Annotated in this window: 14 protein-coding genes; 2 read left to right on the plus strand and 12 right to left on the minus strand. The window is 73.2% G+C overall.

From position 1 onward, the window contains the following. Nucleotides 1-50: 50 nt before the first annotated feature. Both OG403_RS29970 and OG403_RS29975 read right to left on the minus strand, forming a co-directional pair. Nucleotides 51-1,799, minus strand: a complete 1,749-nt coding sequence (locus OG403_RS29970) for a carbohydrate binding domain-containing protein (RefSeq protein WP_329569890.1) — start codon at nt 1,797-1,799, stop codon at nt 51-53. Nucleotides 1,800-2,116: 317 nt separating this feature from the next. Continuing rightward, nucleotides 2,117-2,935, minus strand: coding sequence for a class I SAM-dependent methyltransferase (locus OG403_RS29975; RefSeq protein WP_329569892.1), 819 nt, complete (start codon nt 2,933-2,935; stop codon nt 2,117-2,119). Nucleotides 2,936-3,368: 433 nt separating this feature from the next. On the opposite strand from OG403_RS29975, the gene OG403_RS29980 reads away from it, so the two are divergent. Then, the gene (locus tag OG403_RS29980; protein ID WP_329569894.1) at nt 3,369-4,193 is read left to right on the plus strand and encodes a transglycosylase SLT domain-containing protein; all 825 of its coding nucleotides are present in this window, start codon (nt 3,369-3,371) and stop codon (nt 4,191-4,193) included. Between the two features lie 88 nt (nt 4,194-4,281). Here OG403_RS29980 and OG403_RS29985 read toward each other — a convergent pair whose 3' ends face one another. The 6 genes from OG403_RS29985 to OG403_RS30010 form a co-directional block, all read right to left on the minus strand. Next, complete coding sequence (locus OG403_RS29985) at nt 4,282-5,187, minus strand: ABC transporter substrate-binding protein (protein ID WP_329569896.1); 906 nt, start codon at nt 5,185-5,187, stop codon at nt 4,282-4,284. 60 nt (nt 5,188-5,247) lie between these two features. Further along, on the minus strand, nt 5,248-5,913 hold the full coding sequence (locus OG403_RS29990) for an ABC transporter permease (protein ID WP_329569898.1): 666 nt from the start codon (nt 5,911-5,913) through the stop codon (nt 5,248-5,250). Further along, entirely contained in the window at nt 5,910-6,578 is a 669-nt protein-coding gene (locus OG403_RS29995) for an ABC transporter permease (RefSeq protein WP_329569899.1), read from the minus strand. The genes OG403_RS29990 and OG403_RS29995 overlap by 4 nt, the downstream gene beginning before the upstream one ends. After that, on the minus strand, nt 6,568-7,722 hold the full coding sequence (locus OG403_RS30000; protein ID WP_329569901.1) for an ABC transporter ATP-binding protein: 1,155 nt from the start codon (nt 7,720-7,722) through the stop codon (nt 6,568-6,570). The genes OG403_RS29995 and OG403_RS30000 overlap by 11 nt, the downstream gene beginning before the upstream one ends. Before the next feature lie 263 nt (nt 7,723-7,985). Further along, complete coding sequence (locus OG403_RS30005; RefSeq protein ID WP_329569903.1) at nt 7,986-8,384, minus strand: rhodanese-like domain-containing protein; 399 nt, start codon at nt 8,382-8,384, stop codon at nt 7,986-7,988. Continuing rightward, nucleotides 8,378-8,947, minus strand: coding sequence for a cysteine dioxygenase (locus tag OG403_RS30010; RefSeq protein WP_329569904.1), 570 nt, complete (start codon nt 8,945-8,947; stop codon nt 8,378-8,380). Before OG403_RS30010 ends, OG403_RS30005 begins: the two co-directional genes overlap by 7 nt. Before the next feature lie 446 nt (nt 8,948-9,393). On the opposite strand from OG403_RS30010, the gene OG403_RS30015 reads away from it, so the two are divergent. Then, a complete protein-coding gene (locus OG403_RS30015; RefSeq protein ID WP_329569905.1) occupies nt 9,394-9,780 on the plus strand; it encodes a hypothetical protein in 387 nt (128 codons plus the stop codon). 101 nt (nt 9,781-9,881) lie between these two features. Here OG403_RS30015 and OG403_RS30020 read toward each other — a convergent pair whose 3' ends face one another. The 4 genes from OG403_RS30020 to OG403_RS30035 form a co-directional block, all read right to left on the minus strand. Continuing rightward, nucleotides 9,882-10,148, minus strand: a complete 267-nt coding sequence (locus tag OG403_RS30020) for a hypothetical protein (protein WP_329569907.1) — start codon at nt 10,146-10,148, stop codon at nt 9,882-9,884. Continuing rightward, nucleotides 10,145-10,558 carry a hypothetical protein gene (locus tag OG403_RS30025; protein WP_329569909.1) on the minus strand — a complete coding sequence of 138 codons (414 nt, stop codon included), beginning with the start codon at nt 10,556-10,558 and terminating at the stop codon, nt 10,145-10,147. Before OG403_RS30025 ends, OG403_RS30020 begins: the two co-directional genes overlap by 4 nt. A 123-nt stretch (nt 10,559-10,681) precedes the next feature. Beyond that, nucleotides 10,682-12,145, minus strand: coding sequence for a sensor histidine kinase (locus OG403_RS30030; protein WP_329569911.1), 1,464 nt, complete (start codon nt 12,143-12,145; stop codon nt 10,682-10,684). Continuing rightward, a complete protein-coding gene (locus OG403_RS30035; protein ID WP_329569913.1) occupies nt 12,142-12,852 on the minus strand; it encodes a response regulator transcription factor in 711 nt (236 codons plus the stop codon). The genes OG403_RS30030 and OG403_RS30035 overlap by 4 nt, the downstream gene beginning before the upstream one ends. Nucleotides 12,853-13,115: the final 263 nt, after the last annotated feature.

The following is a 13,115-nucleotide window of genomic DNA, read 5'->3' on the forward strand; positions in this document are numbered from 1 at the left end:
GGCGCCCGACCGCTCGGACACCAGGCCGCCGCAGAGGATATGACGGTACGTCAGTTGATCGCGAAGTCGTCCGCGTAGACGTTGCCCTGCGAGTACCAGCCGTGCACGTACACGGTCGCCTGGCCGGTGGAGTTGGTGGTGAACGGCACGCTCAGCTGGGTCCAGCCGCTGCCGGAGGCCCAGGTGGAGCCGGTGGCGCCGCCGCTGACCCCGATGTAGGCGTAGTTGCCCTGGACCCAACCGGTCAGCGTGTAGGCGTGGTTGGGCAGCAGGGTGACGTTCTGGTCGCACTCGCCGGTCTGGCTCGCGGTCGGCGTCACCTGCAGCGCGTGCGCACCCGAGTGGACCGGGGTGCTGACCACCGCGTCACCGCTCTGGCAGGTCCACGGGCTCAGACTGCCGGTCTCGAAGCCGCCGTTGACCAGCCCGCTGCCGCCGCCCGAACCGGTGACGGTCAGGGTGTAGCCGGCGGTGTGGCTGCCGGAGCCGGCGGTGCCGGTGATGGTGAGCGGGTAGCTGCCGGGAGCGACGGCGCTGGTGGTGCTGATGTTCAGCGTCGAGCTGGTGCCGGCGGTGACGGTGGCGGGGCTGAAGGTGGCGCTGACGCCGGTGGGGGCGCCGGAGACGGACAGGGCCACGCTCTGCGCGCTGCCCGAGGTGACCGCCGTGCTGACCGTCGCGCTGGTCGAGGCGCCCGGCTGCACCGAGCCACTGGCGGGCGAGGCGCTCAGCGAGAAGTCGTTGGTGGTCACCCCGCCGCCGGAGGTGAACGGCTCCATCGCGTGGCTGAAGTCCCAGGTGTTCTGGGCGATGCCGGAGCAGGTGTCCGAGCCCGCCGTCCCGACGCAGCCGCCGTTGTCCCGCTCCAGGGCCCAGAACGACAGGGTGTTGACACCCTTCGCGGTGGCCCAGCTCGCCACGTTGGCGGCGTCCGCGACGGTGGTGGTCTCGGCCGCGCCGTAGTCGTCGATGCCGGGCATCAGCGTGATCCCGATCGAGGCCCAGAGCTGGGCGGGCGTCTTGCTCGGGTACAGGCCCGCCAGCTGGTTGTAGAGGCCGGTGGCGGCGTTCTCCGCGTCGGTGCCCATCTCGTGGGTGGCACCGTCGTAGTAGTCGAAGGTCATGATGTTGACCACGTCGATCCGCGCGCCGTTGCTGACCGCGTTCTGCAGCACGGCCAGGCCGCTGTCGGCCAGCCCGCTGGTGGTGGTCGGCAGCGTGTAGGAGAACTGGACGTTGCGCCCGTTGGCCGCCGCCCAGCTCTCGACCTGCGCGACCGCCTTGTTGCGGCGGTCGATGCCGGCCGTGTTGGTCAGCGAGTTGTCCTCGGTGTCGAGGTCGATCCGGCTGACGTTGTAGGTGGTGATCACGTTCTCGTACTGCGCCGCGATCTGGCTCACGTCGGTACAGCTGTCGGCGATCTCGGTGCCACCGTCGTCGGCCGCGTAGCCACCGAAGGACGGGATCACGTCGCCGCCGGCCGCCTGGATCGCGCTGATCTGGCTGCCGTAGGTCGAGGCGGCGATCGGGGTGCTCGTGACGCCGTTCCAGTCGGCCGTGCAGGAGCCCTTGGTGGGGGCCTGGATGAAGGCCATCGAGAGGTACTTGTCGCCCGACTGCGTGGCCAGGGTGGCCGGGTTGTCGCTGCTGTAGGCCTCGAAGTACGGGGCGAAGACGTGGGCGGGCAGCGGGGTGGGCGCGGCCGCGTGGGCGGCGGTGGCGCCGACCACCAGGCCGGCCGAGGCGGCCAGCGTGGCGGTGGCGGTCAGCACGGCCTGGACGGATCTGTGAAGTCGCATCAGTGCTCCAGCAGACGTGAACGGAAAAGGGAAGGGAGTAGCGCCGGATTTGCGCATGACAACGAACGGCGCGAGAGGCCGCGTCGTCGTCGAGGCAGAGCCGATCGGTCGGGGGCGGAGGATGGAGCAGGGCAGGGCACGTCACTGCCGGCCGGTGGTCACACCCCCACAGTGCATCCCGGTCGGATGGACAGACCTTATGGTTGGACTAGACCAGTTGTCTGTCAAGGGTCCTAACAATCACTCAGCCGGATCCGACGCTCGGATCCGGCTGGTGCGTGTGCGGTGGCTGACGGCTCGTCAGGACAAATCCGGGTTCAGCGGGCGCCCACCGTCAGCAGGTGTCCGCTGACCCCGAGCAGCGAGGGCTCGGACTCGGCCCGGCGCAGCGCGTCCAGCACCAGGGCCCGCTGCTCGGGGTCGTCCAGCCGCTCGTCCAGTCCCAGCAGCCAGGCCGCGCCCTCCAGCCCGTACTGGCCGAGCACGGTCAGCTCGGCCTCGGCGAACTCCGCCGGGACCTCGGCGGCCAGGTGGAAGTAGGCCGTGGTGAAGAGGTTCTGCTCGCTGACGGGGCGCAGCTCCCCGGTGGCCACGCAGGCATCGGTGGCGGCCCGGTTGGCGGGCTCGAAGTACGCGCCGCTGCGCATCGTGTCGTGCAGCCCGGCGAAGCGGTTGATCGTCGCGGCCACCACCAGGCCGCCGGGCCGGACCACCCGGCGGGCCTCGGCGAGCGCGCGCAGCCGGTCGGCGCGCTCGGGCAGGTGGTAGAGCGGGCCGAGCAGCAGCGCCACGTCCACCGAGGCGTCGGGGGCGGCCAGCGCGCGAGCGTCACCGAGCGTGGCGATCACGCCGGGGAGCCGGCCGGCCTGCTCGACGTGCAGCGGGACCGGGTCGATCAGCTCGACCCGGTGCCCGTCGGCGGCCAGCCACTGGGCGTGGATGCCGGCGCCGCCGCCGACGTCCAGGATCCGCAGCGCGGTGCTCTTTGCCTCGGGCGGGTTGAGCTCGGCGAGCAGCCGGCGCAGCACGTCCTGGGTGCGCCACAGCTCCAGCCGGTTCTTGGCGCGCAGCAGGCGGCCGGCCTCCTCGCCGCGGGCGTAGTAGGAGAGGACCTCGGGGGCGAGTGAGTGCGTCATGATCCATCAGCCTGGTCGGCTCGAACCGGGTCGGCAACCGGTTTCCCTCGGTTGCCGGTGCTGAACCCGCGGTGACGAAGCTGGTGACAACGACCACAGGCGGATCGGGAGTACGGACCGCCGTCGTAGCCGCCGGGCCCGCGCGGCACCGGGGAAGACGGCCGCCCGGCGCACCGGCCTACGATCGGCCGTCGTAGTGGAGCTGCTTGCTGCCCTGTGACGGACCGGGTTAAACCTGGACGAGTCGCCAAGCGCACCACCCGCACCGGGCTCTGGTCCGGTGCCGCTTTCTGCGGTGGAGCGCTTTCCGTACGGCACCGACCGACATACCGGGGTGCCCACGGTCACCGACGTGCCCGCAACAGCCAGCGGCCTGCTGCCGCGCTGCTGCCGTGCGCCCGGAGACCGGCAAACCAAGCGAGGTAGACCCAGTATGCGCAGCGCCCTGATGACCACCGTTCGTCGACGATCCTCCGTGGTCCTCGCCTCGGCCGGCCTGGCCACCGCCGTGGTCGGCTCCGCCGTGGCCTTCGCGCTGCCCTCCGACGCCGCCACCACCGTCGCCGCCCCGGCCCCGGTCGCCCAGGCCGCCGCCCACACCGCCGAGCAGGCGTCCGGCGGGCACGCCGACGACCTGCGGCTCACCGCGACCAGCACCCCGCAGGGCGCCACCCAGATCGCCGCCGCCTCCTACCTGCAGCCGAGCACCTCGCAGGACGCCGGCCACCTCGCGGGCTTCGCGCCGTTCGGCACCCCGGAGCAGTCGCAGCCGGCCACCCCGGCCGAGGCCCAGCCGCAGCAGGCCGAGCAGCCGCAGCAGCAGCCCGAGCAGGCCCCGCAGCAGGCCCCCGCCGAGCAGCCGCAGCCTCAGCAGGCCCCGGCTCCCGCGCCGGCCCCGAAGCCCCAGCCCGCCCCGGCCCCGGCTCCCGCGCCGCGCCAGGCCGCCGCCCCCGTGGCCACCGACACCAGCCCGAGCGGCCTGCGCGCGCTGGCCCAGAGCATGGTCCCGGCCAACCAGTGGGCCTCGTTCGCCAACATCGTCAGCCACGAGAGCAGCTGGAACTTCCAGGCCACCAACCCGTCCTCCGGGTCCTACGGCCTGGGCCAGGCGCTGCCCGCGAGCAAGATGGCCTCGGCCGGCTCGGACTGGCGCACCAACCCGGTGACCCAGATCAAGTGGACGCTGAACTACATGAACGAGCGCTACGGCAGCCCGAACGGCGCCTGGACCTGGTGGCAGGCCCACCACTGGTACTAAGCCGCTGACCAGTGCTGAGCAGCTGACCGCGCGGGGCCGGGACGGAGAGATCCGTCCCGGCCCCGCGCGGTCATGTTCGGGGTCGCGGTCAGCCGAGCCCGTTGGCCTTGATCCAGTCCTTGGCCACCGCCTGCGGGTCGTCCTTGTCGATCGACACCTTCTTCATCAGCGCCACCAGCCCGGCGGTGTCCAGCTTCGCCGACACCGCGTTGAGCGCCGCGGTGGCCGTGGCGTTCACCCCCGCCTTGTAGACCAGCGGCGTGACGTTCTGCGCGCCGAACACGTTCTTCGGGTCGGCCAGCGAGACCAGGCCCAGCTGGAGCAGCTTCGGGTCGGTGGTGAAGACGTCGCCGACCTGCACCGTGCCGTCCTTGATCGCGTTCGGGGTGGTGTCGGCGGTGGGCTTCCAGTCCTTGAAGGTCAGCCCGTAGGCGTCCTTGAACTGCTGCTCACGGCGCGACTTGAACTCCGGCATCCCGCCGACGGTGAAGTTCGGGGCCTGCGCGGCCAGGTCCCCGATGCTCTTCAAGTCGTACTTGGTGGCGGTCTCCTGAGTGACCGTCAGCGAGTCCTTGTCCTCGGCGGCGGCGGAGTCGAGGATGCCGAGGCTGCTGGGCAGCTCCTTGGTCAGCGCGGCGTTGACGTCGGCCTCGGTGGCGGCGGTCGAGTTGGCGTCCAGGTAGGCGAGCAGCGCGCCGTTGTACTCCGGCAGCACGGTCAGGTTGCCGTCCTTGATCTGGCCGTAGAGCACCTCGCGGCTGCCGATGTTGAACTTCTCGGTCACCTTGACGCCCTTGGCCTGCAGCGCCTGCGAGTAGATCGAGGCGAGCAGCACGTTCTCGGGGTAGTTCGCCGACCCGACCACCACGCTCGATCCGCCGCCCGAGCCCCCGCCCAGCGGATCGCTCGAGGAGGAGCCCGAGCAGGCACTGGCGGTCAGGGCGATGGCGGCGAGCAGGATGGCCGAGCTGACGGCGCGCGAACGCGAACGCATGGGAGAGTCCCTTCGGAGTGAATGAGTAAGAGTGAACGGGTGAGCGCGGAGAATCCGGTCTCAGCGCCGGCGCAGTCCGGCGGGCAGCGCGAAGCGGTTCAGCGCCGCGAAGAGCAACTGGGTGGCGACCGCGAGCAGCACCACCAGCAGCGCGCCGCCGAGGGTCTGCGGGAAGTCCTTGGTGGCCAGCCCGTCGACCACGTAGCGGCCCAGGCCGCCCAGGCCCACGTAGGCGGCGACGGTGGCGGTGGCGATCACCTGGACGGCGGCGGTGCGCAGGCCCGCCAGCAGCGCGGGCAGCGCCCACGGCACGCAGACCTGCCAGAGCACCTGGCGATGGGTCAGGCCGATGCCCCGGGCGGCGTCGCGCAGATCGGGGTCGGTGCCGCGCACCCCCTCGCAGGCGGCCACCAGCAGCACCGGCGCGGCCAGCGCCACCAGCGGCACCAGCACGGCGGTGTTGCCGACCCCGGCCACCAGCACCGCGAGGGTGACCAGGCCGAGGGTGGGCAGCGCCCGGGCGGCGCCGGTCAGCGCGGTCACCAGCGCGGCGGCCCGTCCGGTGTAGCCGAGCAGCAGGCCCAGCGGCACCGCGAGCACGAACGCCAGGCCGAGCGCCTCGCCGGAGAGGATCAGGTGCTCGCTGACCCGGTGCACGATCGAGTCCGGGCCGTGCAGCCGGTCCGGGTCGGTGAAGAAGGCGGACAGCCAGCTGAACCAGTTCATCGGCGCACCGCCGTCTCTCGGACCGCCCACGGCGCCAGCAGCCGGCGGGCCAGCAGCAGCACCGCGTCGGTGACCAGCGCGAGCAGACCCACCAGCACGATGCCCGCCACGATCGGGGTCGGGAAGGTGCGCTGGAAGCCGTCGATGAAGAGGTAGCCCAGGCCGCCGCGTCCGACCAGCGCGCCGACGCTGGCCAGCGAGATGCTGGAGACCGCGGCCACCCGCAGGCCGGCCATCAGGTACGGCACGGCGGAGGGCAGCTCGACCGCCGCCAGCCGTCGCCAGGGGCCGTAGCCGAGCGCGGTGGCCGCCTGCCGCACCGGTTCGGGCACCGCGCGCAGCCCGTCCACCGTGGTGGGCAGCAGCACGGCCAGGGCGTAGCAGGTCAGCGGGAGCATCACGGTCTCCCGGGTGGCCAGCCCGGTGTACGGGATCAGCACCACGAAGACGGCCAGCGAGGGCAGCGCGTAGACCACGTTGAAGACCGCGGCCAGCGGCTGGTAGAGCCGCGGGAAGCGGGTGCAGAGCAGGCCGAGCGGCAGCGCCAGGGCCAGTCCGATCAGCACCGGGACCAGCGAGATCACCGCGTGGTCGCGCAGCAGGCCCCAGAGGTAGCCCAGGTGGTCGCCGATCCAGCCCCAGCGGACCAGGGGTTCACCATCCATGGCCGGCTCCGCTGCCGCTGGGGGCGTGGTCGGTGACGGTGTTCGTGCCGGTGTCCGGGTCGGCGGCTATGCCGGCGGGTTCGCCGGCCGCCTCCCGGGTCAGCGCGGCCGCCTGCGGCCCGGCCGCGTCCAGCGCGTCGAGCACCGCCGCGCGCGGGGCCAGCCCGAGGGCCCGGCCGTCCGCGTCCACCGCCACCGCCGCGCGGGCGGGGGAGAGCACCGCGCTGTCCAGCGCCGTGCGCAGGGTGTCCACCCCGGGCTGGAAGACGGCGACCTGGCGGATCGTTTCGCTCGCCCGGTCGCGCTGCCAGCCGTCCGGGCGGCCGTGCTCGTCCACGGTCAGCGTCCAGCCCTCGAACGGTTGGGCGTGCGGCACCAGGGTGATTCCCGCCGCCGGGCGCAGCGCGAGGCCGCGCAGGCCCCGGTCGCGGCCGAGGAAGGCGGCCACCTGCTCGTCGGCCGGGGCGCTCAGCAGCGTGGCGGGGTCGGCCACCTGGCCGATCCGGCCGTGCTCGCGCAGCACCACGATCTGGTCGCCGAGCCGCACCGCCTCCTCGATGTCGTGGGTGACGAAGAGCACGGTCTTGTTCAGCTCGCCCTGCAGCCGCAGCAACTCCTCCTGGAGCCCCGCCCGCACCACCGGGTCGACCGCGCTGAACGGCTCGTCCATCAGCAGCAGCGGCGGATCGGCGGCCAGCGCCCGCGCCACTCCGACGCGCTGCTGCTGGCCACCGGAGAGCTGGAACGGGTAGCGCTTGGCCGTCTCCGGTGCCAGCCCGACCAGCTCCAGCAGCTCCATCGCCCGGGCCCGGGCCCGCTTGCGGTCCCAGCCGAGCAGGTACGGCACGGTGGCGATGTTGTCGAGCACCTTGCGGTGCGGGAAGAGCCCGGCCTGCTGGATCACGTAGCCGATGCCGCGGCGGAGCTTGGCGGCCTCCAGTTGGGCGACGTCGGTGCCGTCCAGCAGGACCCGGCCCGAGGTCGGCTCGACCATCCGGTTGACCATCCGCAGGATGGTCGTCTTCCCGCAGCCGGACGGCCCCACCAGCACGGTGGTCCGGCCGGCGGGCACGGTGAGGTCGAGGCCCTCGACGGCGATGGTGCCGTCCGGGTGGCGCTTTCCGGCGCCGTCGAATCTGATCACTGAACAGTTCCTAGCTGGGTGCCGGGGCACCGTCGTCGGTAAGGCGGGTGAAGCGTTGTCAGGGCTGACACGGTCGTCAGGGCTGACACCCGTGGCTGCCTGCCCCCGCCAGGACCAAGGGAAACCCTGAACGGGGATCGGTGACGGATCCGACACGCCGGGCGGACCTGGCGTGATGTCAGATTTTGGGTGACGTTCGGGCGATCGTGGACCGATTCTGTTCGGATGCGGTGCAGGTATGGCGCGCAGTTGGCGCAGCCGGACTATGCCGGGTGCGGGCCGGGGATGGTCGGCAGCCCGGCGGCGGCCCAGCCGACGAAACCGCCGTCCAGGTCGGTCGCCCGGTGCAGCCCCAGCTCGCGCAGCGAGGCGGCGGCCAGGCTGGAGGCGTAGCCCTCCGAGCAGACCAGCACGATCGGCAGGTGGTAGCCGGTGGCCTCCGGGATCCGGTGGCTGCCGGCCGGGTCGAGCCGCCACTCCAGCACGTTTCGCTCGATCACCAGTGCGCCCGGGATCTGCCCCTCGCGGCCCCGCTGGGCCGCGGGCCGGATGTCGACCAGCAGCGCCCCCTCGTCCTGCTGGGCGCGGTAGGCCTCGCGCGCGCCCGGGCGGTGCACGCCCGCGCGGGCGCGGGTCACCAGGTCCTCGACAGTGGTCACCACTGCTCCTTCCCCTCACGCGCGGTCAGCCGCAGCCCGCTGGCGCGCAGCTCGTACCGGGACATCTCGTTCAGCGGCGGCGAGTACGCGTGGATGGTCACCGCGGGCCCGCCGGTGGTGTTCCGCACATCGTGCAGGAACTCGGGCCCGAACGCCCGAGCCGCGCCGGTGGCCAGCCGGCGGGTGCGCAGCTCGCCGTCCGCCCCGCCGATCGACAGCTCCTCCAACTCGCCGAGCGCCACCGTGAAGGCGCCGCGCGAGCCGCCGTGGTCGTGGAAGCCGGTGGACTGGCCGGGCAGCCAGCTGATCAGCCAGACCTCGTGGTCCGCCGCCAGGCTCAGCCGCTCGTACCAGCGCTCGTCGACCGAGAGGCGGACCTTGTGGATCCACTCCTGCGGGCGCTCGGCGAGCTCGGTGACCAGGGTGCGCAGGGCGGCGGGGGTGAGCGGGGTGATCCCGGGACCGGCGAGCTCGCCACTCGTCTCGGTCCTCGTGTCGCTCCTCGTGTCGGTCCTGGTATCGGTCCTCGCGACGGTTCTTGGGTCGGTCCTCGTGCTGGTACTCATGCGGAGTCCTCACGGAAGCTCGGGATGCGCGGGCGCACACCGGTCCGGAGCGGTTGCGACGGACCGACGGGTGCGCGGTTACGGCAGGTTGACGGGAAACGGCCACGCACCCCGGCAGGTGGTCACGGGGTCGGACGCGGCGGAGCGGGAGAGCGCGGGCTCAGCCGATCAGCGACAGGCACACAGTCCGCGGGCACAGAGCCCGCAGGCACCCGGTCCGCAGGCACACAGCCCGCTCGCCTGGCGTCGCAGATCGACGTGCAGGCGGCAGACGAGAGTGGTGCCGTGGTCCATGTTCGAGATAGTGGTTGATCGGCCGCGGCGCCGTCAAGCCGCAGCCCGGCGGGTCTCGGCAGCCGGGCACGCCACGTCAGCTCCGACGGCTATCGTTTGAGTGCGCCGCGAGTCGCGGCCGAGGCTGTGCACGAACCATGAGGGGGACTCCCGTGGACATCGTTTCCGCCGGCACCATCACCGAGGCGATCACCGCCGCCGCGGGCGCCGCCGGCACCGCGGTCGGCCGCCAGGCCTGGGACTCGCTGCAGACCCTGGTCCGCCGCCTGCGCCGGCCCGGCGAGCCGGCCGCCGAGGTCGCCGAACCCGACCCGAGCGACGGGCCCGGGGTGCGCGAGCTGATCGGCACCGTCCTCGAGCACCATGAGGACGACCCGGACTTCGCCGCCGACCTCGCCGCCTGGACCCGCACCCACGCCGCCGCGCTGAACGTCACGGTGACCTACGACCACAGCAGCGTGCGCAACACGGTGTCGGGCAACGCGCGGGTGACCAAGATGGTCCAGGGGCGGGACATCAGCGGGGCGATCAACTTCTGAGCCACCGGCCGGCCCGGTGAGCTGCGCAGAGACCAGCGGCCCCGCTCGATCCCTGGGATTCCAGGAGTCGGGGCGGGGCCGTTGATCTGTGGGTCCGTCAGTCAGTTGTTCTGCGCCGCGTCCGAGTCGGCGGCGGCAACCGCGCTGTCGGCCGCGTCGAGCTTCTGCTGCATGTCCTTCAGCTGCTGGTCGGCCGACTGCGTCCCGCCGGCGCCGGCTGAGCTGGTGGCGGCCGAGCCGGTGGCGCTCGGCCCCGGGGCGGGCGGCTGGGTCGCGCCCGAGCCGGAGCCGCCGCCGCAGGCCGTCAGGGTGACGGCGGCCAGCAGGGCCGCCGCCGTCAGGCCGGCCGCGCGCAGTGCCCGGGTCACTGGGCGCTGGCGGGCGTGCCGCCGTAGCCCATGGAGGAGCACCAACCGGCCACCGCGGTCAGGTCGTTCTGGCGGGTGGTCAGGGTCGGGATCAGGCTCTTGCGGAAGGTGAGCCGGTCGTTGAGGTAGGTGTAGACGGCGGTCTGGCCCGCGGTCTTGGCGTTGTCCACCCGCTGCTGCAGGCGGGCGACCGAGCCGGCCTCGGTGTCCGGGCCGTTGAGGCGGGTGAGCGCCTTCTGGATCCGCGCCTCGGTCTTCGGCAGCCGCTTGCAGATGCTCTTGGCGCCGTCGCCCGTCGGGACGGGCAGCGGCGAGGAGCTCGCGGCCTGGGCGGGGGCGGCGGCCGCGAGCAGCGTGCCGCCGAGGGCGAGGGCGCCGAGGGTGGCGCCGGCCTTGTGGTAGGAGAGCATGGGGAAGTCCTCCAGGTCCTGGGGATTGCCGGTCCGCCGGACCCAAGGGGGGTCCGACTGAGCAGGACGGTAGAGAACCTCCTTGTGGATTCCTTGTGAGTACCCGGTCCGCGGCCGACCGGCTCAGGCGGTCTCGCCGATCCAGTCCCGCCGGACGGGCAGCGGCAGGGTCGGTGCGTCGTTGGAGAGCAGCGGCAGCCGGATCTCGAACCGGCAGCCGAAGCCGCCCGGCGGCGTCGAGACCGTCACCGTGCCCCGGTGCAGGGCCACTTGCTGGGCCACCAGGGTCAGCCCGAGCCCGGAGCCGGGGCTGTCCGGACGCCGGTGGAACCGGTCGAAGACGGCGGCCCGCTCGGCTTCCGGGATCCCCGGGCCCTGGTCGTCCACGGTCAGCACCGCCTGGGCGCCCTCCCGCCGCAGGGTCACCGCGATCCGGGTCGGACCGCCTGGCGCGTGCCCGTGCACGGCGGCGTTCAGCAGCAGGTTGTCGCAGGCGATCCGCAGCCCGGCCTCCCAGCCGTGCACCCGCAGGCCGCCGGTCCCCTCCAGCGCCTGGAAGTCGACCCGAAGATCCAACTCCGGGCGCCGCCGCAGCAGTTCGGTGGCCGCCGCGGCGACCGGCTCGGCCAGGTCGAGCGGCCCGAACGCCTCCTCCTCCACCAGGTCGCCGCGGGCCAGGGTGCGCAGCGCGGTGAGCAGGTCGAGCAGGCGGCGGTGGTCGGCGCGCAGATCGGCCATGATCTCGGCGCGGTCGGTGGCCGACAGGTGGGGGTGGGCGCTGAGCACGTCCAGGTTGGTCTGCAGGCCCATCAGCGGGGTACGCAGCTCGTGCGAGGCGGCGGCCGAGAAGGAGCGCGCGGTCTCCAGCGCCTGGGCGGTGCGGGCGGCCTGGTCGTCGTAGCGGGCCAGCGCGCTCTCCAGGGCGTCGGCCAGCTCGTCCACCTCGGTGATGCCGCTGTGCTGGTGGCCGAAGTCGGCGGCGCCGGCGGTGGGGTCCAGTGCGGCGGCGCGGCTGCCGAGCCGGCTGAGCGGCCGGGTGGCGCGCCGGGCCAGCCCGAAGGCGAGCAGGCCGGAGAGCGGAGCGGCCAGCAGGGCGACCAGGATGATCCGGCCGCGCACCGCGTTGACCTGGGGGTCCGTCGTCGAGGCCGGAACGGCGACCCAGAGCGTGCCGGGGTTGGCGCCGTCCACCTGGCGGGCCAGCACCCGCCAGGACTGCCGGTCGGAGTGCACGGTCAGCGGGCCCAGCGCGGCCCCGGCGGGTACCGGCAGCGCGGCCAGGGCGGGCAGCCGGCCCTCGGCCAGCAGCTCGTGGCCGCTCGCGTCGTCGACCCGGATGCCGACGTCCAGGGCGGCGGAGAGCACCTTCTGGTGCTGGTTCTCCTCCACCCTGGTCCGGCCCTGGTGGTCGGCGTTGAGGTAGGCGCGCACGTACGGCAGCTCCAGCTGGGCGCGGTCGCGCAGCTTGGCGTCCTGGTCGTTGCGCAGATCGTGGGTCACCAGGCCGAGCAGCAGCGCGCCGGTGCCCAGCACCAGCAGCGGCAGGATCACCGCGGCCCAGATCGCGATCCGGGTGGCGAGTCTCATCGGACGGCCCCGGCCTCGGGTATCCGCAGCACGAACCCCACCCCGCGCACGGTGTGGATCAGCCGGGGCCGCCCGCCCTCCTCCAGCTTGCGGCGCAGGTAGCTGATGAAGGTGTCGACGGCGTCGCTGCGCACGTCGAAGTCGTAGCCCCAGACCCGGTCCAGCAGCTGGTCCCGGGTCAGCACCAGGTCGGCGTTGCGGGCCAGCTGCTCCAGCAGCTCGAACTCGCGGCGGGTCAGCCGCACCGGTTCGCCGTCCCGGCGCACCTCGCGGGTGCCGGGCGCGATCTCCAGCGGGCCGACCCGCAGCACGTCGTCGGTGACCGGCGGACGGCGGCGCAGCAGCGCGCGCAGCCGCAGCACCAGTTCCTCCAGCGCGAACGGCTTGACCAGGTAGTCGTCGGCCCCCGCCTGCAGCCCGGCCACCCGGTCGGCCAGCTCGTCGAGAGCGGAGAGCATCAGCACCGGCATGTCGCTGCCCTGCTCGCGCAGCAGTCGGCAGACCTCGGTGCCGGTCAGATCGGGCATCGAGACGTCGAGCACCAGCAGGTCCGGCGGTTCGGCCGCGATCAGCTCCAGCGCGGCCCGGCCGCCTGCGGCCGACCGGACGGCGAAGCCGCTCAGCCGCAGCCCGCGCTCCAGCGAGCGGCGGATCGTGTCGTCGTCGTCCACCACCAGCACCCGGCCGACGCTGTCACTGCCGCTCATCGGCGCTCCTCACTCGCTCCGCACCCGTTCCGCACCCGTTCCGCACGGCTGATCGTCGCAGGCCACGGTCGCACGCGTCGATGAGAGTTCTCTCATGTACGGACCGATGCCATGACCCGGCGGTGACCGGGTAGCCGACGGAGGTGAGCGCAGAGAGCGCCGATCCCGGGTCGGCAACCGCGGGAGGGTCGGTGCGCGTCTCCACCGGCAGGTCACCGCGTGGGCCGGGTGACCGGGGCGGTGCTTAGCAGTGTGGAAGAGAG

The organism is Kitasatospora sp. NBC_01266 (genome assembly GCF_036242395.1).
Taxonomy (GTDB): domain Bacteria; phylum Actinomycetota; class Actinomycetes; order Streptomycetales; family Streptomycetaceae; genus Kitasatospora.